We start from the raw sequence: 25,021 nt of genomic DNA on the forward strand, positions 1-25,021 counted from the left end.
CTGTTGTCAGCAGCGCAAGTAGGGAGTAAAGAACGGCTTATTGGCGGAAAAAGTCCACAAGGTGAGATAAGGCCGCCAGCACGTGCAGCGCCAACAGCACCACAAAGCCGATGGCAAGGTCCTTGTGCCAGGCGCGCCAGCTCAAGGCCTCGGCGCTGCCTTCGGTGCAATACCACCCAAGCCCGGTCAGGGCAACGGCCACCAAAAAGAGGGCACAAAGCCCTTCGAGTAAGCTGAAAAGCCCACTGCCACCGCCCTTGGGCAGCCTGGCCGAGGCCAGCGCTTTTATGTCCTGACGCAGGGCATCGCTGCCCCACAGCGGAAAAAACTGCCGCCAGCGCCCCTGCACCACACAGGAAATGAGCAGCAGCAAGGATATGGGCACCAGCAAGAGCCCCAGATACACATGCAGTAAATCCCATAAAGAGGCATTGTCCCTGAGCCTGCGTCCCAGCAATAAAAAAGGCGCTGTCAGCAGCACCGGCAGCACAGGAAGCAGCACCATCAGATGCAACCTGGGTTGCAGTTTCTGCCACACGCGTTGCAGGCCATTGCCCCCGGGGTTGCCATTCATCGGGATAAAATTTCCATAGACGCTATCTCGCGGGAAAAGGTATCAACTTTGTGCCAATCGGTGTACTCCACCTTGGTATTGGGGTCGGTTGGTCCCTTGGTCAACCACATGATAAATCGAATAATGTTTCGGTCCATGGCGCTATATCCCTGATAGTGCAGGTTGCCACCAAACACCTCCAGCAATTCCGGGCGCCAGGGGGATTTGGCTAAAAAGTCCTGCATATAAGGATTGGTGGCGGCGGTGTTCTTGGCTTGCTTGCGGGCCACCAGACTGACCGAAAAAAAGGCGCCGGCACGGCTTTGCAGCGCGTCCAGATTTTGCTCAATAAATTGGTACACGGCGCTGTTGTGCTTGCCATGGCGAATGCTGGCTCCCAGCACCACCTTATCGAACCCCTCCAGGCTGGGGGCTTGTTCCAGGGGCAGCAGTGTCACCTCGTGGTCAAAGCCGCGCATCACCTCGGCAATGCGATCGCAAATCTTGCGGGTTTGACCATGGACGGTAGAAAAAAGAATGAGAGTTTTGCTCACGGTTTACCTGCCATTGTTGCTCGGGCTTTAGGCGATGATAGGCCAAAGTGCATGATTTTTTATTGAATTGGATCACGGGCTATGGGAACTCTACTGACCCGGATGCTTAAATTCCAACTGCCTCACATTTGTGCCTTCGCGGGCTACTTCAAAAGTTGCTTAATTTGGCCGGTAGCCAAATGGGGTGCCAGGGTTTAACATGCCAAAATCTTCTGTTATCACCGGTATTAACATGCTTTCAGGGAGTGAGGGGCAACAGGCCCAGCGGCTGCTGCTTTGGATGACATTTATTATGTCCATGGTGTTTGCCGTGTGGCAGGCACTGCTGAACAACTTTGTTATCGAGCGTGCCCATTTCAGCGGTGCCGAAATCGGCATGCTGCAAAGCCTGAGGGAGGTCCCCGGATTTCTCGCCTTTACCGCCATCTTTGTGCTGCTGATTATCCGTGAGCAGTCCTTTGCCCTCCTATCCTTGCTGGTGCTCAGCCTGGGGGTCGCCATCACAGGCTTTTTGCCAACGGTGATGGGCCTCTATTTCACCACTGTGCTGATGTCGGTGGGATTTCACTACTACGAGACCCTCAACCAATCCCTCACCCTGCAATGGGTCGATAAGGAACAGACCGCCGGCTTTATGGGTAAGGCGCTGTCGTGGAAGGCCGCCGCGGCCCTTGGGGGTTATGGCAGCATCTGGCTGCTGATGACGGTATTCAAGCTCGATTATGTGTGGATGTATGCCTTTGTGGGTGGTCTGGGCTGCCTGATGACCCTGGCGCTGTGGCATTACTTTCCCCGTTTCGACACCGGTGAAGTGCAGCACAAGAAGGTCATACTGCGCCGCCGCTACTGGCTCTACTATTTACTGACCTTTTTCTCCGGCGCCAGACGGCAAATCTTCGTGGTGTTTGCCGGCTTTATGATGGTGGAGAAATTCCATTACAGCGTCAGCGAAATTACCGCGCTGTTTTTGGTTAACTATGTCATCAACCTGCTGTTTGCCCCCGCTATCGGCCGCCTGATTGGCCGTATCGGCGAGCGCAATGCCCTGTGCCTTGAGTATGTTGGCCTGATTGGGGTATTCGTGAGCTACGCCATGGTGGAAAGCGCCCACTTTGCCGCGGCCCTGTATGTGATTGACCATTTGCTGTTTGCCATGGCCATCGCCATGAAAACCTATTTCCAGAAGATTGCTGACCGGCCGGATATCGCCGCCAGTATGTCGGTGAGCTTTACCATCAACCACATTGCTGCCGTGGTGATCCCGGTACTGCTGGGCTATCTGTGGCTTGAGTCCAATGCGGCGGTATTTTATATCGGTGCCGCCATGGCCGTATGCTCCCTGCTGCTGTCGCTGAACGTGCCAAGGCACCCAGCCCCCGGCAACGAAGTCCTGTTTCCGGCCAAGGCCCTGGCGCCCCGCACCGAGTAACGGGGGGCGGGAATCGGGAATTGGGCATCAGGAATTGGGAGTCGGGAGTCGGGCGTCGGGAGTCGGGAGTCGGGAGTCGGGCGTCGGGCGTCGGGCGTCGGGCGTCGGGCGTCGGGCGTCGGGCGTCGGGCGTCGGGCGTCGGGCGTCGGGCGTCGGGCGTAGCAAGAGTCGAGAATAGAGAGCCGGGCGTAGCAAGAGTCGAGTACCCAAAGCCAGTAATAGCGCCGATTAACAAGCGCCGAGTAAAAGCGCACTGGCGCGAAAGCCGCAACTGACAGAGGCCGGGCCTGAGTGCGCAATCGAACCCGGCCTATGACAATCAAGCGCAGCCCACTACAATAAAGAGCAACCTATAACAATAAAGAGCAGCCAAGCTCAGAATGCAGAGACGAGCCCATGAGTAACACCGACAACGAGCCAGAATTCAGCCTGACCGCAACCAGCAACCCGAGCAGCAGCCAGAGCGATAACTCCGCCAGGCGCAAGGCGTTGCTGCTGGGTCGCATACTGGGGCTTGCCAGTGAAGAGGGCTATCGCCCCTCCAATGCGTCGGTGGCAGAGCGCGCAGCGCACCGGGCGCGCAAGATGGCGGCACAGCATCAGGCCAACGTGGAGTCTATCTATACCCTGGCGCTCAAGTATACGCCATCGGACATGGTGGGCGCCGATCCCGACCCTGACTGGCTGTATCAGTTTTTTCAGATGGCGGAGCAAATCCATAACCGCCGCATGCAGGAGCTGTGGGCCCGCATATTGGCCAAAGAGCTGACCGAACCCGGCAACTTCAGCTTGAGAACCTTGGAAACCTTAAGGCGCCTCACCTGGCGCGAGGCCCAAACTCTGGAGAAAGCGCTCACCGTTGCGGTGCGCGTTGGCAGCGACGACAGGCTGAAAATCCTCTCCGGCTACCGGGTCACCGGCGGTATCGGCCAGCTGTTTCGAAAATCCTCCTCTGTTACCCTGCCCCTGTCCCAATTCGGCCTGCCCTACTCGGCGCTGGTCACCCTGATGGACCTTGGCATACTTCACAGCACCGAATTTGAAACCGGCGAACTGGAGCCCAAACGCAGCTTCGCGCTGATGCTGCCCAAGACCGAGCTTAAGCTCACCCCACGCCACGGCCACCTGCTGCTTTCCTACTACCGTTTTTCCACCGTGGGGGATGAACTCGCCCATCTGGTACGCCCCCATGGGGAGTCAAACTTCGGCCCCATCCTGAAAGGCATATTGGCCAAGGATTTTGACGTAAGCTGAATTGGCAGCTTAGACACCAGCCAACCCAGGCGCGGCTGTCGCCTCTCAGGTGCCGCGGACTGGGCATCACCGGACATACCGAGGCGTTTAACCCGCTTTCAATTGCTGCTATAGTGCGCCGTCTTTTTACACAGCCCAGCTTGAGCAGCCACAGAGCCGCCACCCATTAGCCGCCTATGAACAGAAAGAAGAAAATCAATCAGACCCTGATTGCCAAAGACAAAAAGAAGAAAGCCAAGCTCCACGGCAGCAATAAACCCAAGTACGTTTCCAAAGCAGAACGGGAGCGATTGGAGCTGCTGGCAGCAGAGGGAACTGTTGTGTCGGCTGACAGTGTCGCAAGTCCCACTGAGTGATTACGCACACTAGCAACAAGCGTCGATTGGTTGAATAAAGCCAAGTTGCACTTAGCAGAGCTTCGCTAATTTGTCGCTTTGCAAGCGACTGAAATCGAAGCCTTCCAGGCTTCACCCGGCCAAGAGGGGATCTACAGCAATCCCCTCTTGGATCTCCCATGCCGCCCCGACGAAGCCGAGCACTTTGGCCTTATGGGCTGAAAACGGCTACCGCGACCAACTCGCTCCCAGCTCGACGGTCACTGCCTCAGCATCCCATGCCTCAGCTTACCCGTTTCACTCAGCCCAACACCCAAAGCGGCTTCGATGGGGAGGGCTAGTGCAAATCCGCAAGCACCGAAGTATTTCTGCCCCGAATTATTAATAGTAGAAAGTATTTAGGGTGTCCTGACTGTATAAATAGTTATTCAGCACAATGTTTATCTATTAAAAAAATTAACCAGTTACAGATAGAAAATCTAAGTAACTTCTTGCACTCTCGAAAGTTATGTTCTCTAGTCCACTTAATTGGATCATTAAACCTGATCGTTGATAGTCGTTCATATTGATATTCTCCACCAGCAAACCTACCTGCATGAAAGAAAGATGATCTAACACTGCCATGCATAAAATCAATAAGATGGTCAATCTTTCCTTGAGGTTGCGAATAGTACCGAACAAAGCTCCCAAAGTTACTAAGTTCATCACTTTCACAATCAGAAAGAGCATCAACGGCAGCTACCATATATGATAGCTGAACAGTTGGAGAATAACGACCTGAGGTAAGTGACAACTGGTATAACAGACAGCAGGAATCAAATGCAGTCCTGACGCGATCTTCACATTTATCCAAAGCCCTGAAAACCTTTCTAGCTTGTTGAGGAAACTTAATTGTTCCTCCCACAGATAGGAAAGTTTTGAAAATATTTTCATCAAACTTACCTAAGTTATGTAGTTCATTTTTCTTTGGCATTTTAGTCCTTGCATAAAAATGCCCATAAAATCCTGTTGTTCTGAGTTCACTTTTATCTAACGGATTATCTGCAAGAAACCACCGATGCTCTTGCAATGGTCTATAAGCTCCCAAATTTAACAGTAACGATAGTCGTGCAGCATGCCTCTCCGCAATTACCAATCCACGAGCATCCGCATCTAATTCATCAATTGCATCCAACTCAAATTCCACTGAAAAAAACCGTTCAACATCAATCATAATTTCATTACAACTTTCAGTTCGAACAGGAGCTATTCTTACATTTTTTATCCAGTATTCCCCATCTAACGCTGCACCAAAGTATGCAAAAAGGAAAACCCTGTAATATTTCCTTTTTTTATCACCAAGTGCATTAATCAGTGAAGAATTTATAACGCTATCCAGCCAAGAGTTTACCCTTTCACTATCTATGCATGAGTATCTTAATTCCTTAAGCTCTCCATCTTCAGAACTGACAATCTGAATAAAAACATTACCGACTTCCTCTTCTAAATGTATCTCAATTCTCGTAGAGTTAACGAAGTCATCACCAATGAATTCGGCACAACCATAAGTTCTAGATGATTTCTCTTTAAGCAAAGAATCAAGATGTGAAATAAATAAATTCTTTTTTTTGCTCATCATCAATATGAGAAATATCTAATTTTTTATAAATATCCATATCCAAATTCCTTAGCTTTCTGAGAGCTATTTAAATCAGAAATAACTTTAAAATTATAATATCGTTATACTACATAAGTCTGTGAATTCCATCCACTAGCGTGAGCCCCCCATAACTCTTTGGCTGAGGATTGCACAGTACTATATCCCGCTCGAAGCGGCTGAGGGTGTTGCTGAAAATGGCGTAGCGAGGCATGGGCGAGTATCGCAAAGCGATAAGCTTACGAGCGCGAGGCAGGATAGCCGAGCGGGGAGTGAAGCACAGGGATGTGCTTCGCCGAAGCAGCGCCAGTCGAATCAGGGATGAGCGTCTGGCGCGTTAGCCGATTTTCAGCAAAGGCCCGAAGGAGTCGTCCGCTTCGTCGCGGGTCGCTGGGGGATTGGACAAGGGGGCAAGTCGATACTGCCCCCTTTCCTCGGGTGTGGGGTGAAGCCCCACGACTTTGGTTGCTTAAAAAGCAACAGAGATTAAGACTTTGCGGCGCTAGCCATCAATCAGACTTTAGCCGCCAAAACTGGCATTCAGCACCAGAGCATTCGGCTAACGAGAAAGCCCCCTGATGCTCAATCAGGCAGGAATATACCCACCACTAATCAAATAATCCACCAACTTCGCCACCTGCGAATCCAGGTCACCCTCACTGGTATCAATCACCAACTCCGCACTCACAGGTGCCTCATAGGGCGAAGAAATACCGGTAAAATCTTTAATCTCACCAGCCCGGGCCTTCTGGTAAAGGCCCTTGGGGTCGCGGGATTCACACACATCGAGCGGCGTAGCCACGTGCACCTCGATAAACTCCCCCTCGCCCACCAGGGCGCGCACCAGATCCCGCTCCGCCCGCTGGGGTGAGACAAAGGCCGAGAGTACCAATAGCCCTGCGTCCAGCATCAGCTTGGCGACTTCGCCCACACGGCGGATGTTCTCCCGTCTGTCTTCAAGACTGAAGCCCAAATCTTTACACAGACCATGGCGCACATTGTCGCCATCCAGGAGATACGAGTGCAGACCGCGGCGAAAGAGTTCGGCTTCCAAAGCACCGGCGAGGGTGCTCTTGCCGGCACCGGAGAGGCCGGTAAACCAGAGAATGGCGCCGCGATGACCCTTTTGCCGGGCACGTTCGCTGTGGGTGATGGCGTGTTGGTGCCACACAATATGATTCATTTTCTCTCCTTGCCTCTGCCCGTTACAGGCTGTGGAACGGGAACATCAGGGGGATCAGCGCCAGTACCGCAAAGGTGTAGGCAATGGCCATGGGGATGCCGACGCCGACATATTGTTTTAACCGATAATTGCCCACGGTAAATACCAAGAGGTTGGTCTGGTATCCCCAGGGGCTGATAAAACTGGCACTGGCGCCAAAGAGCACCGCCATGATAAAGGGCATAGGGTCTATGCCAAGGCCCTGGGCCAGGCTGATAGAAATGGGGCACACCAGCGCGGCGGCGGCATTGTTGGACATCAGCTCGGTTAAAAAGAGTGTCAGCAGGTAAATGCCCGCCATCACAAAGAAATAGTGTACACCGCTGAAACCGGCGGTCAGTTCGTCGGCCAGCAATTTGGATATGCCACTGTTGCCCATGGCCTGTGACAGCGCCAGCGCACCGCCCACAATCAGCACTATATCGATGGGGAAGCGGCGCTTAAGCTCAGACAGGCTCACTACCTGCGTCAGCAGCAAACCCGCCACAAACAGGGTCAGGCCCTTCATCAGCGGCAGCACATTGAACATGGCAAGGCCAATCACGGCGGCAAAGCTTGCCAGCACCCAGGCACTGCGACCGGGGGACAATCGGGTGGCGGAGTCTACGCCATTCACCAGCAGGAACTCTTTATCAAGGCGCTGGGAGGCATCGCCAAAACCTTTGCCCGGTACCAGCAGCAGGGCATCACCGGCCTGGAGTTCGATAGTACCCAAACCACCCCGCAGGCGCTCGTGGCCACGGCGTACCGCCACTACCACGGCATCGAAACGCTCACGGAACTGGGCATCTTTGAGGCTCACGCCATTGAGGCTGGAAGAGTGGCTGATGATGGCCTCGGCCAGGCTCTGGCCATTCATGGTGTGGTGGCCATAGAGGGTCAGCCCGGCGATTTCCTGCAATACCGCCACCGACTCCATATCCCCGGCAAACAGCAGCACATCCCCTTGCTGTAGCACCTCTTCCGGGGTGACCGGAATGATGGTGGTCTTTTCACCATCGATAAGGCGCTGAATTTCGGCAAGATACAGCTTACGCAAATGACGCAGACCCGCGTCACTCACGGTTTTGCCAATCAGAATCGACCCCGGGGCAATACGGGCCTCAAGAAAATACGGCAGGTTCTGCTCGTCTTCGGCTTTTTCGGTAATGGGCAGGCGGTCGGCAATCAGCCACAGCACCAGCATGCCCGCCAGCACCACACCGATTGCCACCCCTGTGGTGGTGAAAAACTGCAGCAGCGGCAGTCCGGCGCGGTCGAGGAAGCTGTTGATCACCAGATTGGTGGAGGTGCCAATCAGGGTCAGGGTGCCGCCAAAGGTGGCCGCAAAGGCCATGGGCAGCATCAGCTTTGACGGCGCATAGCGCTGGTTGCGCTTGATGGCACCAATGAGACTCGCCACCACCGCCGTGTTGGCGGTGAAAGATGACAGCACCGAGGTGGAAAACCACAGTTTGGTAAGCACGGTTCTCAGGCCGCCGCGGCTCAGCTGCACCCCGACCCAGCTGATAAGACGGGTCTTTTCCAGCGCCACCGAGGCCAGCAGCAAGAGCACCAGCGTCAGCAGGGAGGAGTCGGTAAAGGAGGCCGACAACTCATTCAAACTCAAGGAGTTGGATACATAGGATAAGAGCGCTACCGCCGCAAACACCCAGGACGCCGGCAAACGGGTGCAGACAAGGGTACCGACCAGTGTCAGTACCATGCCTATTACCCAATATTGCTCCAGCGTCATAGCCTTATCCTTGTATCCGGGGAAAAACGGGCCCGAAGGCCCGCTGTGTGTCTGCTTGCTTCAGCACTGCTCAACGCAGTACCGCGATGTGCAGCAACTACTGTTTGCTGATATCCAGCGCCTGCCAGTGGGGGAAGTGCTTGCGAATGAGGGCATTCAGCTCAAGCTCAAACTCACTGAAATCCGTGGTCTTGTGCTCGGCTTCCAGCGCACTTTCCACCAGCCCCGCGCCCACTGTGATGTTGCTGATGCGGTCGATAAAGATAAAACCACCTGTGTCGCGATTATCCTGATAAGGGTCGAACACCACGGCTTCATCCAGCTCCAGCTCCACCAGTGCAATGCCGTTCAGCGGCAGCTCATTGGCCTTGTCTTCGGCCAGGGTGTTCACATCTATGCTGTGGATGATGTGGCGCACCGTGCCCGGCACCTTGCGGGTGCCCAGCTTGATGTTGTATTGCTTGCCCAGTGTCAGTGGCTGCTCGTGCATCCACACCACCTTGGCGAGCAGTCGGTTGGACACAGTTACATCGCTGCTGGCAGGCACTATCACATCGCCGCGGCTGATATCGATTTCATCGTTCAGCGTGAGGGTGACGGCCTGACCGGCAAAGGCTTCATTCAGCTCGCCATCGAAGGTGACAATGCTTTTTACGGTAGAGGCTTTACCGGATGGCAGAGCCTTAACCGCATCGCCCACCTTGAAGCTGCCACTGGCGATGGTGCCGGCAAAGCCACGGAAATCCAGGTTCGGGCGGCTCACATACTGCACCGGCAAACGGGCTTCAAATTCGCGATTGGCACCGGTCACCGGGGCATTCTCGAGAATCGACAGCAGGGTCTCGCCGCTGTACCAGGGGCTTTGCTCAGAGCGGCTCACCACGTTGTCGCCCTTGAGGGCCGACAGGGGCACAAACTTGATGTCAGGCACCTTAAGCTGCTCGGCAAAGGCCAGGTACTCGCGTTTGATTTCGTCGAAGCGGGCTTCATCAAAGCCCAGCAAATCCATCTTGTTCACGGCCACCACGAACTGCTTGATGCCCAAAAGCGAGCAGATAAAGCTGTGGCGGCGGGTCTGAGTTTGCACGCCGTAGCGGGCATCCACCAGTATGATGGCAAGGTCACAGTTGGACGCGCCCGTGGCCATGTTGCGGGTGTACTGCTCGTGGCCGGGGGTATCGGCGATGATGAACTTGCGCTTCTCGGTGGAGAAATAACGGTAAGCCACATCGATGGTGATGCCCTGCTCACGCTCGGCCTGCAGGCCGTCGACCAGCAGCGCCAAATCGATGGCTTCGCCGGTGGTGCCATGCACCTTGGAGTCTTTCGACAGGGCGGCAAGCTGATCTTCATAGATCTGGGCACTGTCGTGCAGCAGACGACCAATCAGGGTCGACTTGCCATCATCCACCGAGCCACAGGTGAGGAATTTGAGCAGCGACTTGTGCTGTTGTCTTTCCAGGTACTGTTCGATACCCAGATCTTTTACCTGCTGTGCAATAGACATCAGAAATACCCCTCGCGCTTTTTCTTTTCCATGGAACCCGATGAATCGTGGTCAATCACCCTGCCCTGACGCTCGCTGGAGCGTGACAGCAGCATCTCTTCGATGATGCCGGTCAGAGTGGTGGCGCTGGACTCAATCGCGCCGGTAAGCGGGTAACAACCCAGGGTGCGGAAACGCACCAGCTTTTGCTGGGGCACTTCACCCTCATTCAGTGGCATACGGTCATCGTCAACCATGATGAGGGTGCCATTACGCTCTACCACAGGACGGTAATCGGCAAAGTACAGCGGCACTATGTCGATGTTTTCCTGATAGATGTATTGCCAGATATCCAGTTCGGTCCAGTTGGACAGCGGAAACACACGGATGCTCTCGCCCTTGTTCACCTGGCCGTTGTAGGTGTGCCACAGCTCGGGGCGCTGGTTTTTTGGGTCCCAGCGATGCTTGCTGTCGCGGAAAGAGTACACACGCTCCTTGGCGCGGGACTTCTCTTCGTCACGGCGGGCACCACCGAAGGCGGCGTCAAAACCGTACTTGTTGAGCGCCTGCTTTAAGCCCTCGGTCTTCATCACGTCGGTATGCTTGGATGAACCAAAGGTGAAGGGGTTCATGCCCATGGCAAGACCTTCGGGGTTTTTGTGTACCAGCAGATCGAAACCATATTTGACCGCTGCTTCGTCGCGAAATTTAATCATCTCGCGGAATTTCCAGTCGGTGTCCACATGCAGCAAGGGGAACGGAATTTTGCCCGGATAGAAGGCCTTGCGCGCCAAATGCAGCAGCACAGAGGAATCCTTGCCGATGGAATACAGCATCACAGGGTTATCGAACTCCGCTGCGACTTCACGGAAGATCTGGATGCTTTCCGCTTCCAGTTGCTCAAGGTGACTTAACACAGGCCCTGACATCTTGTTTCTCCGGATTTTCTATTTGAGAAGGCTGCCGCGGCAGCATCAATTCGTATTCTGTTTGGGCAGAACCTCTGCCACTTGGGCGGGTTCAAACCAGTTGAGGGTGTCGGCGAGACTCACCACTTCCCCCACTATCATCAGCGCCGGCATCACCACACGCTCATCTTTGGCGAGGGTTTCGAGCTCGCCCAGGGTGCCAATCACCCTTTGCTGATGGGCGGTGGTGGCACGGGAGACTATGGCCACCGGGGTGTCTGCGCTGCGGCCATGTTTGGTCAGCTCGCGCTGGATGAGTCCGGCGTTGAGAATGCCCATGTACACCACCAGGGTGTTGGCCGGATTGGCATAGCCCTGCCAGTCCATGGGGCGGGTCTCGAGCTGGCAATGACCGGTAATAAAGGTGACGCCCTGGGCAAAGTCTCTGTGGGTAAGCGGAATACCGGCATAGGCTGAGGTGCCGCTGGCGGCTGTAATGCCAGGTACCACCTCAAAGGCCACCCCGGCTTCGACCAGGGTTTGCAACTCTTCGCCGCCACGGCCGAAAATAAAGGGGTCGCCACCTTTAAGGCGCACCACGTTTTTACGGGTAAAGGCCTTGGTCACCAGCAGTTGGTTGATTTCTTCCTGACGGGCACTGTGGGCGCCTGCGCGCTTGCCAACGGCAATCTTTTCGGCATGTTCAGGAATGAGGGAGAGAATGTCATCACTCACCAGGGCGTCATAGAGTACGGCATCGGCGCTGGCCAGGATCCGGGCAGCCTTCAGTGTCAGGAGTTCTACATCTCCCGGACCGGCACCCACCAACCATACCTTGCCGTTGGGCCCCTGGCCCGGCAACGTTACCACATCCATACACACCCCCACTTACCAGATTGGAAGCCAATATAACGGGCCTTATATTCCTTAAAAAATAGTAAATAGTTAGTTTTTATAACTAAATAGAATATACACACAAACCAGAGACGGCCTAATTGCCACTGGGCGTCAGGACAAAAGCCATAATCAAAAAATGCCAATTGATACAGATAATTAAATTAACAACTGTGCAAATAACAGCCCGTAAAGGCAAACTAACTTATCGCGAAAAGTTCTATGCTGTGGCACAAAATACCAACGGTTTCACGTTGAGCCATGGGGATTTCTGGTAAATGCGCCGCGGGGGCGTTAATCTCCCCTACACCAAGATCGGCGCTATATGTTCAAGGAAAGACAATGAAGAAATTAATGAAAAATATGTTGCCCCTGTTGTTCATCTCCCACGCAGCCCTGGCAAAGGAGCCCTCGCTTGTGGATGCAAGGGTAAAGGACGAGCTTGCTACCTCAGAGCAACCCTTTGTCATCACCCCCCATAAGGTGAACTACATATTGCCGGTGACCTACAATAGCTCCCCCAATATGAAGCCCTTCGAAGAAGAAGCGGCGGAGCACCCGTTCACCCTGGACGAGATGGAAGCCAAGTTTCAGATAAGCTTCAAATTTCCCCTCTGGTATAACGTCTTTGGTGACAATGGCCACCTGTTCTTTGCCTACACCAACCAGTCTTACTGGCAGGTGTACAACAAGGATATTTCCTCGCCGTTTCGTGATACCAACCACGAACCCGAGCTCTTCATGCTGTTTAACAACGACTGGGAAGTGTTTGGCCTGACCAACTCCTTCTGGGGCTTTGGTGCCGTGCACCAGTCAAATGGCAAAGCGGGCGATTTATCCCGCAGCTGGAACCGCCTGTATGGCACGGTAGTGTTTGATAGGGGTCCGCTTGCACTGAGCGCCAAAGCTTGGTGGCGACTTCCCGAAGATGAAAAAGAGTATGATGGCGATCCCCGTGGCGATGACAACCCAGACATTGAAGACTACATGGGTAATATCGAGCTGCATGCCGTGTATGGTCTGGACGAACATCGCTTTACTATGATGCTCAGAAACAATCTCGACAGCCCCAACCGGGGGGCCTTTGAGTTCACCTGGAGCTATCCCATCATAGGCAACCTGCGACTCTATACCCAATACTTCAATGGATATGGTGAGAGCCTTATAGACTATAACGCCCACACCCAAAGGATTGGCATCGGCATATCAATCAACGACTTACTCTAAGATATCGTTAACCCCCATGAAGGCTACCGGGGCCGGACAGCCTGCAGCCGCGCTGCCAACCTTTGATGCTGTGTTGGCGGCGCTGGTCATTATGATCACCGTCAGCGCCATGCGTCTGAGCCTGTTTCTCTGGCCACAGGAGCCCAGGTCCGATACCCTCACGGCCCGGGAGATGCGTCAGGATCTCTATATTCTGCAACGGGAAATCACCGCCCACTCGGCCTTTTTAAGCCTGGATCCCGATATTAAGCAGCAGCGGATAGACAGCTATATCCGCGCCATGAGTAACCGTTACCCGGATCAGATCCCATCGCACCTGTTTGCCGCCGAAGTGCTGAAAATCCTGAATCTGCTGGATGACCCAGGGGTTGCCACCGAGGCCGATGCCGAGTTTGGTCAGCTGTTGCCGGTGCAGCTCAGGCCAATGGAAGACAGCTGGCTGGCTTTGAATGAAAGCTTAACGCCGTTTGATGAAAACCATGCTTTTATCAGCCACCTGGATGATATCCCCATGGCCCGCTGGCAAGAGGCCGCCCAGGCGTTTTTACCCGCCGGCAGCAAGTACAGCCTCACTGAACAGGCGGTGTGGCTTGAACGCACCAGCCTACTCAGGGGTGAACTGGGGTTGATGCAAAAGCCCGAGGTGAGCCTCACGCTCACCAGCCCTGAAGGCCAGCAAAGGCGCATCAGCCTGCCGCTGTTGCCCCCCTCTCCCGATACGTCCGCGCTGGTGGTGCCATTCGCCATCGAGCCCATCGGAGAGCGTGGGTTTTGGGTCACCATAGGCAATCTGAACGAGCTCGAGCAAAACCGTGCCCTGATGCTGGAGCTGAAGCGCGCTATGGGGGCCGAGCTTCTGGTGTTGGATCTTCGCCGCACCCAGGGACAAAGCCCGGCGCTGCTGACCGTACTGGATGCCTATGCCGATGAGGATGCCACTATGCTCGGTTTTGCCCGCTACCGCACCTCGGTGGGCAAGCGAAACGACTACCTGGGCAACCGGGCATATCAGGCGGTTACCGAAGGCCCGCAATTGGTGGAAGATGATGCCCACAGCCGCTTTGGTCAGTGGTACGCCAGAAGCCAACCCAACGCCGCCAAAGTCAGTGGCCGCCTGGCGCTGATTGCCGGGCCGGGCTGCCGCCAGGAGTGTGAGTGGATAGTGCACAGCGCCAAAGGCTGGCAGCGCGCCGTAATCATAGGCGAAGACACCATGGGAGATCTGGGTAAACTGCATGCTTTTCAGTTACCTAATCTTAAGCAGCGGTTTTATTTTTCCAGCTCTCTGGCCTATGCACTCGATGGTCGCCTGATTTCCGGCGCCGGCACCAGCCCGGATATCTGGGTGCCCGGACAGGAGTCGTTCGATGCCGAAGGCATACTGGCGCTGATTGGCGAGCTTGCCCCTATAGAGACCAAAACGCCTTCAGAGACCACCGTGGATGAACAGTCTGAGGAAGCAACAGCAATCGAGCAGCCTGAAGAAACCCCTGAAGAAACCTCTGAAGAAACCCCTGAAGCGACCAGGGCGCTGCAGCCCGAAAAAACCACAGCGCTGCAGCCTCACAACGCTCAGGGACTGACGAATACCCCCGCAAGTCAGGAACCGTCAATGCCTGCCAAGACGTCGAAAGACGACTCTCAGACCGCTGTATCCCCAATGCCCTGAGCGCCGATAATAGGCACACCAGTTACCGAGCCGCCAGTCACACATCCCGTGCACCGGCGCAATGACAAAGGGACTAAGGGATTAAGGGATTAAGGGATTAAGGGACTAAGGGACTAAGGGACTAAGGGACTAAGGGACTAAGGGACTAAGGGATTAAGGGATTAGGGGAATGTGTCAACGATAAAAAAACGCCGCGAACGCGGCGTTTTTTATTAAGGTCTGGCTGACATCCGTCGGGCCTGACTCACATCAGGGCTTGGTCACAAAGCCGGTGTTAAATACCGGACCCTGCTCATTGATATCCATTCCCATCTGAACCTGCATCTTGTAGTCCTTGAGGGCTTCCAGCTCTTCCGGGATTTCTTCACCCGAGGCTTCCATCAGGGTCATCAAAGGTGCCAGCAAACGACCATAATCGGCCGACATGCCAAAAAGACCATTGGCAACCAGGGTCTCCCCCTTGAGGCTATCGGCCAGCTTCTGACTGCGCTCACCGGTATAAAGCACCAGGTGCTGACCACGCAGACCCAGTTTGGCAGACACGCCAAACTCCGTGGGGATAAAATCAGACAGGTCAACATCATCCCCTGACTTGAGGTCGATTTGCCCCAGCATAGGTGCAAAGGGTTTTACCATGTCAAACAGGAATGCCGGGTCTTCGGCAGAGAGGCTCACCAGCGCATCCAGCTTCTTCACGCTGGGGGCGTCGTTGCCTACTTGCAGATCGTAGTCCAGTACGGCGGCGCCTATGCCTTTCACACCGTCGGCCATAGCCGTTGCCATGCCCAGCATGGCCGGGTTGGCGGCTTCCATTTCGGTTTGCAGCTCTGCCAGAGGCTGACACTGCAAACGGGGCGACATAAAGTCGTTCCACACCTTATTCAGCGAAGGCGCCAGCTGGCCTACGTCCAGACCCAGCCCCATGGCCATTACGCTGTCACCGGGCTTTTGCACGTAACCGGCAATGTAGCCGCGCATCTTGTCCAGCGCCTTGATAACCACCTCATTGCGGGTTTCCAGCACCATTTTCATGTCCATGCTGGCTTGCTTGCTGTCCACCTTCATGGCGGTCAGACCGGCAACAGTCCGTGGCCAGTTGGCAGCAATGGCATTGAGCTCGGCTTGGCACTCGGGCGTACGCAGTTCCAGGAAGGGGTCCTCACCTGCCTTGGCGAACAGGCTCATCAATTGTTTGCCCAGCTGGTTATCGCCGGAAACAATCGCGCGCACCAACTCCTGATGGTTGATATAGCTGACGCTGTCATCCATAAAACCGTGGGTTTTAATGATATCGGCCAGCAGTGTGGTGCCGGATAAGGGGTTGGTCACCTTGGTGACGCCCAGCGCATGCTCAAGCAACTTGGGATCCTGGAAGCTGGTATTGAGGGTGACGCTCACCATGCCTTCACGATCGGCAATCACCAGCTCGACTTTGTCTTGGTCATTGGCATCAGACAGCAGATAGCTGCGGTAGCTCTGCCCGGCAACCGTGCCCTTGGTGTGTTGCCAACCACTGGCCTGCTCGGCCTCGTCCATTAACTTCCAGAAGGCTGCGGTATCGGCCACTTCCATACGGGCAACAGGTAACGCGCCCAGGGTATAAAAGAAACCACGGCTTTGCTCGCCAAGGCCGAAGCGCTTGAGCATGGCGGCCGGATCCTTGAGTCCTTCCACATAGGCCTTATACAGGTATACGCCAAAGTGAACACTGGGCTCGGTGATCTCGTTCATCTCTTCCTGCAGCAGTGGACTTTGCGCCAGATGGGCCGAGTTGCCTGCAGTGGCAATCAGGTAGTCCTTGATGGGAAATGGCGTTAGCTGGCCCGAAAAAATCGGGGTGTCTGCGGGAATGTAGTCGAGGGCTGGATTGCTCAAGGCACCCTGGCCTTGCTGCTGGCTGTACCAATAGGCTCCCGCTCCGGCGGCGATTATGGCCACTGCTAGCGCAAGTTTTTTCATGGGAAGACTCCGTTCTGTGTCGAAAGTAAAAGTGCAGGCAAACCCGGACTCAATTCCTCAAGTCCGGCATCCCTTAGCCAGATAAAGGTTTAATGAATAAGGGAATAACCGGACAAAAGTAACACAGTAAGGAGAGAAAGTGGTAATACCCCGGATAGCCCAGGAGGAGAGAAGGGGCTATCCGGGGAAAAGCAATGATTGCCAAGCGCCAGCAAGTCAATCAACGAGCTTCGGCCACACAGGCCTGGTCTTCGAATTTCCACACCGCTTACAGAGGGCCAGCAAAGGGGTAACCAAGGCTCTGCGGGACTTACCCAACGGTGGTAACTCAAAACCATCTACGGGAACTTACAACTATAGCCCAAGTCTTAAATTTGTGAACAAGCTTGTGGAAAAAAATGTACAAAAGTTTTATAGCACCCAAGAAAGCCAGAACTTACCCATTAACTATCAATAGATTATAAAATACACACCTGTTGAAAACTTTATCCACACACTTTTACTATGGATAATAATGACCAGGGCTTATTCCCTGCGTAGCCATTCTGGTTTCAACGCACAGACAATAAAAAAGGCTGCCGAAGCAGCCTTTGAGCTTTCTATCACCTTCTGGTTATCAGAAGTTGTAGTTCACACGAGCGTAGTAATAGCCACCGTTGAATCCATAGGGCGAGGTAACTGGATAAGCAGCGCCTGCAATACCGGCCCATGGGTTATCGTCCGGGTAGGTATCAAACAGGTTTTGCGCACCCACAGCAAGGCTCCAGTTGTCGTTGAAGTCATAACCGACTTCGGCGTCAAAGGTCACGGTAGCGCCGTTGTAGATAGGCAGTTCACCCTCTGAGTCCAGGTGGTCTTCATAGAACTTACCGTAGTAGTTCATCCGTACCATAGAGCGCAGATTGGCGCCCAGTTCCTGGGTCCAGGTCAGTGTACCCTTGTGATGTGGCAGCGCTTCTTCCAGCACCTTCACGCGAGCTTCACTGATGTTGTCAGGGTTGAAACTATCAACTGTGGTTTCGGTCCAGTTATAGGCCAGTGCGAAGTTGGCACCATCCAGCCAGTCAGGCGCGTAGCTGGCAACCAAATCGACACCCTGGGTAGTGGTATCAAAGTCGTTGGTGAAGTAGAGCACCGAACTGTAGCTGTTGGCATCCAGCACGCCCTGAGCAATCAGCGCATCCTTGTCCGCCTGGGTCAGCTCCTGATTGGAACTCTGGGTGATGCGGTCTTCCAGGGTAATGTGGAAGAAATCCGCCGTCAGGAAGAACTCACCCACGGTGAGCACCGCTCCGAATGACAGGTTAACCGAGGTTTCCGGCTCCAGCGGTGTTGCCCCTTTCTGGATAGAGATGGGGTTGGTGGGTGGCAGGGTTGCCTGATCTTCCAGCTGACCACCGGAGAAAGCGGTAGTCACGTTACGCACATTGCTCTGGCCCACGGTAGGGGCGCGGAAACCTGTGCTGGCCGCAGCACGCAGCGAGAAGTCGTCCGTCACGTTATAGATGGAGCTCAGCTTCCAGTTGGTGGTTGAGCCGAAATCATCATAGTACTCGTAACGCAGGGCACCGGTGACCAGCCAGTTGTCGGTCAGATCGTGCTCGGCATCAAAGTATGCGGCGTAGTTATTGCGGCTCCATGAGCCTGAATCCTGGGGCTTAAAGCCGGGGAAGCCGTTGGAACCAATACCGAAGCCTTGGGTATACAGGGGGCCAATCTCGAAGGACGCTGGGTCGCCGTTGTAGATTTCAAAGGTTTCACGGCGGAATTCCAAACCGGCCGCAAAGCTCCATTCATCCACTTCAAAGTAGCTGAAATCCAGTGATGCGCCGCGCTCCATCTGCACATAACGACCAGGATTGAAGTTGGTAGGCGAATCAGGTCCCAGTGAGGCATTGACTGTGTTCTTGATGTAGAAATCGGCATCACTCTTACCGTAGCTGACACCAAAGTCATAGTTCAGGTTGTTCGCTGTGGTGCCTTTCACACCGGCGCTCAGGGAGGTGTCTTCAATCACACCACCAAAGCGTGGCGTAAAACCACCGGGGAACATTTCATTGAATACAAAGCAGTCAGGGTCGTTTTTCACCTGCTCCAGTGCCACTGGGTCGGGCACATTATTGGTAACTGTGATGACAGGGCAATTACCTGACATATCGCCAGTCAAATCACCTACCAACAGTGTCTCACCATCATCACCGCTGTAAACGCCACCGCGGTTATTGGGATTACGGAAGTAGAAACCGCCCTCTACATCACGGCGAGCCCAGTTACCAAACATATAAGCGCTTTGATTGGCATTGAGATCCAGGCCAGCGTTGAAGAAAAACTTAAAGTCGTCTTTGGTTTCCGGGGCGCCCCATACCTGAGCCGGATTGGCCACGGCACTGTTACCGGCGGCAATCAGATCTGTAGCATCATCACGCTGTACACTGCGGCTGGTAGGATCGGCGGTTTTATACTCGGCGCTGACGTTAAAGAAACCGTTGTCAGTCAGGGGCATGCCCACGTTGGCAGCAATCATGGGGCTTGAGCCGTCACCTTCGTAAAACTCGCCGTAACGGGCTTCGATGGTGCCGCCTTCGGCATTGTCTTTCAGCTGGAAGTTAATCACGCCGGCAATGGCATCGGAGCCATACTGGGCCGCTGCGCCGTCACGCAGCACTTCAACCTGTTTGAGTGCAACGGCAGGAATCACAGAAATATCCGGGCCCTGGGCACCGTTGGACACACCGCCACCGAGGAAAGAAATCACCGCAGCACGATGACGACGCTTACCGTTTAACAAAACCAAAGTATGATCCGGCGCCAGACCGCGCATGTTGGCAGGACGCACCAGGGTTGCGGCATCGGAAATGGGCTGGGTGTTGACGTTATAAGAAGGAACCACCTTGCCAAGCAGGTCGTTCATGTCGGTAGTACCATTCTTGGTGAATTCTTCATTTCCTATGATGTCTACCGGCACCGGGGATTCGCCCACAGAGCGAGGTGCAGCGCGAGAACCCACTACGGCAATCTTTTCGATATTGTCGCTCGCCTGAGCCTCTTCCTGCGCTTCTTCGGCCCAGGCTGCACTTGCCCCCATAACCCCTGTCAAAGCCAGCGAGACTGCCAAGCTCAATGAGCTCAAGCCAAACTTTTTAGTGTCTTGTATGGTCATCATCTTTGCTCTCAATTGATTATTATGTTTTTTATCTCTTCGGGACCTGTCGGCAACCATCCCGAAGGCACTTCTCAGGGACAGCAAAATTGTCCCAAGAACATTTCTATAACACTTTAGTACCGCATTCCATCACATTTTCTAACAATTTATTTAACATATAGACAACACAAATAAAATCAGCAATTTACTTAAGAGGTATTTTTCTGAACGGAATACTGATTAAAAATGAATCAAAAGTGCCAAAATTACCCATTGCCCCCTATGGCAACCTCGCTGGAAATGACAGAGCCGTTCAGGATTTTTGGGTGGATGGAGGGATTGACCACAGCGGCATTGGCCGCCTAAGCTGGGTGTCTATCCCCGGAGCTGCAATGCCTTCATCAGCAGGAATACTGGCATGTTAAATAACGATAATAATCAGCTGGATTTACACGAATACGCCTCATTGGTTGATCTGTTCACCAACGCCTGCAAACGCTTTGGAGATAAGCCGGCGTTTGCCTGTTTGGGCAAAAGCCACAGTTTCAACGAGATAGATAAGCTGTCGACGGATTTCGCTGCCTTTTTGCAACACCACACCCAGTTGCAACCCGGGGATAAGGTTGCTATTCAGCTCCCCAACCTCACCCAGTTTGTGATTGCCGCTTATGGCGTACTCAAGGCCGGCATGGTGCTGGTAAACACCAATCCGCTGTACACAGAGCGTGAGCTGATTCATCAGTTTAAAGACTCCGGGGCTCGGGTGTTGGTGGTGCTTTCCGATCTGCTGCCCACCTTGGCCAAGGTCGTGGCTGAAACCCCTATTGAGCTGGTGATATCCACCCATGCACTGGATCTGGTCAGCCCGCAGATACAACCCAAAACCGGGCTGAAAAACATCGATTTTCTTAAAGCCCTGGAACTTGGCAGCCAGGAAAACTGCCAGCCGGTTGCCGCCAATCACGGCACACTGGCGGCATTGCAGTACACAGGCGGCACCACAGGGCTCTCCAAGGGGGCCATGCTGAGCCACGGCAACCTGATAGCCAATGCCCTCCAGTGCCGCGACCGTCTTGCCGGCGTTATCACCCCGGGTGAGGATATCTTTGTTGCCCCCCTGCCCATCTACCATATCTATGCTTTTTTGGTAAATCTGGTGCTCTTTTTCGAGCAGGGTGCCTGCTCTGTACTCATCCCCAATCCAAGGGATATTCCGGCGCTGATTAAAACCCTGGCAAAATACCCCTTCACGGGATTTGCCGGGCTCAACACCCTGTTTGTTGCCCTGTGCCATCAGGCAGAGTTCCGCGCGCTGGATTTCAGTCATCTGAAACTCACTATTTCTGGCGGTACAGCCCTGACCGAGGCCGCAGCCAGCCTGTGGCAGCAGACCACAGGCTGCACCATCAGCGAAGGCTATGGTCTGTCAGAAACCTCACCCGTGATTACCTTAAACCAGCCCGGTTCCGAGCGGCTGGGCACCATAGGCCGGCCGGTGCTGGCCACCGAAGTGCTTATTCTGAATGAAGATGAAACCCCGGTGCCCATCGGGCAAGCGGGAGAGTTGGCGGTGCGTGGGCCACAGGTGATGTCTGGCTACTGGCAACAAGCTGATGAAACTGCGCGGGTGTTCACCAAGGATGGATTTTTCAAGACCGGCGATATTGCCATTGCCGAGCCCGACGGCTGTTATCGCATAGTGGATCGCAAAAAAGACATGATTATTGTCTCGGGCTTTAATGTGTATCCCAATGAGGTGGAGAACGTATTGGCCAGTCACCCTTCGGTGCTGGAATGCGCTGTGATTGGTGTGGCCGATGAGCGCAGCGGCGAAGCAGTGAAAGCCGTTATCGTGCTCAAGCCATCGGAGAATGCCGATGAGGCCGAGGCCGCCATCACCGCCCATTGCAAGGCCAACCTCGCCGGCTACAAACAGCCCAAACACATTGAATTTGCTGCATCGCTGCCAAAAAGCACCGTGGGGAAAATATTGCGCCGCGCGCTTAGAAGCTGAGTCGGAAGCGGTAGCCAACGCCTGGCTCGATACCAAGAGCCAGCCCCGCCAACAAAAACACCTCGTGATTCACGAGGTGTTTTTGTTGGCACAGTCAATGTGACAGAGGCGCTGTTTCGAATATCAGGCACACTCTCAGAGCAGCAGTCCCCACATCTCATGGGTCTCCCGCGACAGGGCCTCACGAAAATCCGGGTGGGCAATATCAATTAAGGAACGGGCCCGCTCTCGAATCGATTTACCACGCATATAGGCCACACCGAATTCGGTCACTATATAGTGCACATGGGCACGGGTGGTGACCACCCCAGCCCCCGGAGACAAGACTGTGCTGATGCGGGATAGCTTGCCACCGGCTGCCGTGCTCGGCATGGCAATCACAGAGCGGCCCCCCTCAGAGAGCCCGGCGCCGCGGATAAAGTCCATCTGGCCACCCACACCGGAATAAATCCGGGTACCTATGGAGTCGGCGCATACCTGACCTGTTACATCCACCTGCAGCGCCGAGTTAATGGCCATCACCTGCGGATTACGGCGAATAATGGCAGTGTCATTGACCTGCTCTATATCCAAAAAGGCCACCTGGGGATTGTCATCCACAAAGTCATACAGCCTGCGGCTACCCAGGGCAAACCCCGTCACCAGCTTGCCGGTGGCAAAGCGTTTACGGCTGTTATCCACCACACCGCGCTCCACCAGGCTCAAGATGCCGTCGGAAAACAGCTCCGTATGTACCCCAAGGTGCTGGTGATTGCCAAGGCACCCCAGCACGGCATCGGGAATACCGCCAATCCCCATCTGCAGACAGTCGCCGTCGCGCACCAGTGCCGCCACATTGCGACCAATGGCCTGACTCACGGCATCTGTGGTGGCAAGGGCATGTTCCGGCAGCTCCATGGGGGCTTCAAACACGGCGTCAAAACGGGTCAGCGGAAGAAAACTGTCGCCGTGGGTGCGGGGCATGCGGGGGTTGATGTGGGCAATAATCTTGCCCGCCACCTCACAGGCGGCTCGGGTCGCCTCCACCGAAATCCCCAGGGAGCACATGCCATGCTTATCCGGCGGGGACACCTGCACTATGGCAGTGTCGATACGCTGCTCACGGCGGCGAAAAAGCTTTGGCACCTCAGACAGAAACACCGGCACATAGTCGGCACGGGCACTGGCGAGCAATTCCCGGGTCGGCTTGCCACCAAAATAGCAGCGATGGCGTAAATGCCCCTCAAGCTCAGGGCCACTCAGGCACTCGGCATGCTCGGTATGCAATTGTAATAACGTAAGGTTGGTGCGGGTCAGCGCATGTTTGGCCAGGGCCTCCAACAAGAGTCTTGGCGTCGCCCCCATGGAGTGGGTCCAGATGAATTCGTCATTATCGATTAACGATACCGCCTCCAGGGCAGTAGCACAGTACTTGGGGACCATCGGGCTTCCTTGATGAATCAGACATTGCTGTTATAGCAGCAAATTTCCCCCATCATCCCGACACAGATCATGTTTTGGCCGGCTAAACGCCCGAAATCCAAAACACAGACATGAGGCAACTTATGTCGGTCAAGGGGTAACGGACGGCGCGGCCCCAAACAGCCCGTACAGCAGGCCATCCCTGATAGCCAATAGCTGTTGCCATTCAATGGTGGCAAACTGCTGGCCTGAACAAATCCTATCAGGAGCCATTTATCCCCGCCGTTCAGCAGTTAGTGTTCCTCACTACCCCAAGCGCATAATTTTATTACCTAAAAGTTTAAAAGTGCTCCTGAAACGCCGCAGATTCAGGTTTCAAAGTCACTCCCATGGGACGTTAATACTGAGTTAACTGTGATCTGAGCCGCAGAATTTTTAGCCAAGCTGTGCCACAAAAACCTTTGGCAATTGGTTAATTTTTAAACAAAAGATCCATTCCCTTTGCCTGTTAACGCCCCCGAAAGCTGCCGATAGAGGGAGATTGTCATGCTGAAGAAAGTGAGCCGACTCGATTACTTTACCCTGCAGGTATTTATCGGACTGGTTGAACTTAAAAGCGGCAGTGCGGTGGCCGAGCGATTGCGTACCACTCAGTCCAAGGTGAGCCGCAGCCTGACCTGCCTGCGGGAGGTGCTGGAAGACGAACTCTTTATCCGTCAGCAATATGGCTTCGAACCCAATCAGGTGGCCGTCACCATCTATCCCATGGTCAAGACCATAGTGGAACAGTACGACAAGATAGTGGCCGCCACCATAGACAGGGGGGCTGAGCCCTATCAGCTCAGCGTCGCCACCTATGAGCAGTGGTCGCTGATGGCAATGAACTGCGTGCACAACACCTGTCACTGCATCGAGGGTGGGGTCAGCATCAATATTCAGCCCTGGACCGACAAAATCAACCAACGCCTGTGTCAGGGCAAGGTCGACTGCAGCATCTCCACCGAACCCATCAATCACCCCATGGTGAACAACTTTAAGCTGGGGGACATCACCCACTTCTTCATCGTCGCCCGCCGTGGCCATCCAATCTTAACCAGCGACGACCCCTTAAAGCAGATGTTCAACTACCATATCGCCCTGGTGAACACCAACCTGCAGGAGCAGGAGCCTCACCCCATAGAGCTGTATGCCAAAGCCAGAAAGATTGATATCCGCGTGGCCCTCAAGAGCCCGAGCCTGAGGATGCTGGTGGATCATGTCAGTCACAGCGAGGATATTGCCCTGCTCTCCTCGGCGATGTCGATGGCCTATTTCGAGAATCGCAACGATGTGGACTATCTGGATATCTCGAAGGTCTGGCTGCAAGCCGCAGACCTCGGGACAGAGAGCTACTATCTGCATTGCCACAAGGGGATAAAGCAAGAGCTGGCCAACTGCCTGCGCAGGGTGTTGACGGAGAAACTGACAGAGATGCAGGCCCATTGTGAACAGGTGGCCCAGGCTCGCGCGCCAGTTGACCTGCCGAGCCTTTAGGCAAACAACCACGTCAGCCTGAGAAGCGATACACGCCCAATAGCCTGTTGAGTTAAACGGTTAAGCGGC

The 25,021-nt window shown here is 54.4% G+C and carries 18 protein-coding genes; 7 read left to right on the forward strand and 11 right to left on the reverse strand.

The annotated features are described in order from the left end of the window. Nucleotides 1-37: 37 nt before the first annotated feature. Both JQC75_RS14865 and hemG read right to left on the reverse strand, forming a co-directional pair. Entirely contained in the window at nt 38-574 is a 537-nt protein-coding gene (locus JQC75_RS14865; RefSeq protein WP_203324818.1) for a cytochrome b/b6 domain-containing protein, read from the reverse strand. Continuing rightward, entirely contained in the window at nt 571-1,107 is a 537-nt protein-coding gene (gene hemG, locus JQC75_RS14870) for a menaquinone-dependent protoporphyrinogen IX dehydrogenase (protein WP_203324819.1), read from the reverse strand. Before hemG ends, JQC75_RS14865 begins: the two co-directional genes overlap by 4 nt. A 232-nt stretch (nt 1,108-1,339) precedes the next feature. Between hemG and JQC75_RS14875 the strand changes: the two genes are divergently transcribed. The 3 genes from JQC75_RS14875 (at nt 1,340) to JQC75_RS14885 (ending at nt 4,147) form a co-directional block, all read left to right on the forward strand. After that, entirely contained in the window at nt 1,340-2,536 is a 1,197-nt protein-coding gene (locus JQC75_RS14875) for an MFS transporter (protein WP_203327241.1), read from the forward strand. A gap of 397 nt (nt 2,537-2,933) precedes the next feature. Beyond that, a complete protein-coding gene (locus JQC75_RS14880; RefSeq protein ID WP_239002019.1) occupies nt 2,934-3,791 on the forward strand; it encodes a TIGR03899 family protein in 858 nt (285 codons plus the stop codon). A gap of 176 nt (nt 3,792-3,967) precedes the next feature. Further along, nucleotides 3,968-4,147, forward strand: a complete 180-nt coding sequence (locus JQC75_RS14885) for a DUF2986 domain-containing protein (protein ID WP_203324820.1) — start codon at nt 3,968-3,970, stop codon at nt 4,145-4,147. Nucleotides 4,148-4,550: 403 nt separating this feature from the next. Here JQC75_RS14885 and JQC75_RS14890 read toward each other — a convergent pair whose 3' ends face one another. From JQC75_RS14890 to cobA, 6 genes are all read right to left on the reverse strand, one after another. Further along, the gene (locus JQC75_RS14890; RefSeq protein WP_203324821.1) at nt 4,551-5,744 is read right to left on the reverse strand and encodes a hypothetical protein; all 1,194 of its coding nucleotides are present in this window, start codon (nt 5,742-5,744) and stop codon (nt 4,551-4,553) included. Nucleotides 5,745-6,348: 604 nt separating this feature from the next. Continuing rightward, nucleotides 6,349-6,945, reverse strand: coding sequence for an adenylyl-sulfate kinase (gene cysC, locus JQC75_RS14895; protein ID WP_203324822.1), 597 nt, complete (start codon nt 6,943-6,945; stop codon nt 6,349-6,351). 22 nt (nt 6,946-6,967) lie between these two features. Then, on the reverse strand, nt 6,968-8,719 hold the full coding sequence (locus tag JQC75_RS14900) for an SLC13 family permease (protein ID WP_203324823.1): 1,752 nt from the start codon (nt 8,717-8,719) through the stop codon (nt 6,968-6,970). Nucleotides 8,720-8,816: 97 nt separating this feature from the next. Then, a complete protein-coding gene (gene cysN / locus JQC75_RS14905; RefSeq protein WP_203324824.1) occupies nt 8,817-10,226 on the reverse strand; it encodes a sulfate adenylyltransferase subunit CysN in 1,410 nt (469 codons plus the stop codon). Continuing rightward, the gene (gene cysD / locus JQC75_RS14910; RefSeq protein WP_203324825.1) at nt 10,226-11,134 is read right to left on the reverse strand and encodes a sulfate adenylyltransferase subunit CysD; all 909 of its coding nucleotides are present in this window, start codon (nt 11,132-11,134) and stop codon (nt 10,226-10,228) included. Before cysD ends, cysN begins: the two co-directional genes overlap by 1 nt. Nucleotides 11,135-11,179: 45 nt before the next feature. Further along, entirely contained in the window at nt 11,180-11,989 is an 810-nt protein-coding gene (gene cobA / locus JQC75_RS14915; protein WP_203324826.1) for a uroporphyrinogen-III C-methyltransferase, read from the reverse strand. Between the two features lie 360 nt (nt 11,990-12,349). On the opposite strand from cobA, the gene JQC75_RS14920 reads away from it, so the two are divergent. Together JQC75_RS14920 and JQC75_RS14925 are read left to right on the forward strand one after the other, a co-directional pair. Continuing rightward, entirely contained in the window at nt 12,350-13,234 is an 885-nt protein-coding gene (locus JQC75_RS14920) for a phospholipase A (protein ID WP_203324827.1), read from the forward strand. Between the two features lie 16 nt (nt 13,235-13,250). Then, the gene (locus JQC75_RS14925; RefSeq protein WP_203324828.1) at nt 13,251-14,903 is read left to right on the forward strand and encodes a S41 family peptidase; all 1,653 of its coding nucleotides are present in this window, start codon (nt 13,251-13,253) and stop codon (nt 14,901-14,903) included. A gap of 249 nt (nt 14,904-15,152) precedes the next feature. Here the strand turns inward: JQC75_RS14925 and JQC75_RS14930 are convergent, their stop codons facing one another. Next, nucleotides 15,153-16,862: a hypothetical protein gene (locus tag JQC75_RS14930; protein ID WP_203324829.1), complete on the reverse strand. Its 1,710-nt coding sequence runs from the start codon at nt 16,860-16,862 to the stop codon at nt 15,153-15,155. Between the two features lie 616 nt (nt 16,863-17,478). After that, the gene (locus JQC75_RS14935; protein ID WP_203327243.1) at nt 17,479-20,022 is read right to left on the reverse strand and encodes a TonB-dependent receptor plug domain-containing protein; all 2,544 of its coding nucleotides are present in this window, start codon (nt 20,020-20,022) and stop codon (nt 17,479-17,481) included. A 400-nt stretch (nt 20,023-20,422) separates the two neighbouring features. On the opposite strand from JQC75_RS14935, the gene JQC75_RS14940 reads away from it, so the two are divergent. Continuing rightward, nucleotides 20,423-22,018, forward strand: coding sequence for an AMP-binding protein (locus tag JQC75_RS14940; protein ID WP_203324830.1), 1,596 nt, complete (start codon nt 20,423-20,425; stop codon nt 22,016-22,018). 135 nt (nt 22,019-22,153) lie between these two features. Here JQC75_RS14940 and JQC75_RS14945 read toward each other — a convergent pair whose 3' ends face one another. Continuing rightward, nucleotides 22,154-23,440, reverse strand: coding sequence for an acetyl-CoA hydrolase/transferase family protein (locus tag JQC75_RS14945; protein WP_203324831.1), 1,287 nt, complete (start codon nt 23,438-23,440; stop codon nt 22,154-22,156). Between the two features lie 525 nt (nt 23,441-23,965). Here JQC75_RS14945 and JQC75_RS14950 point away from each other — a divergent pair. After that, entirely contained in the window at nt 23,966-24,952 is a 987-nt protein-coding gene (locus tag JQC75_RS14950; RefSeq protein ID WP_203324832.1) for a LysR family transcriptional regulator, read from the forward strand. Nucleotides 24,953-25,021 lie beyond the last annotated feature (69 nt).

Origin of the sequence: Shewanella litorisediminis, from assembly GCF_016834455.1 — a bacterium.
In the GTDB taxonomy this organism is placed as follows: domain Bacteria; phylum Pseudomonadota; class Gammaproteobacteria; order Enterobacterales; family Shewanellaceae; genus Shewanella; species Shewanella litorisediminis.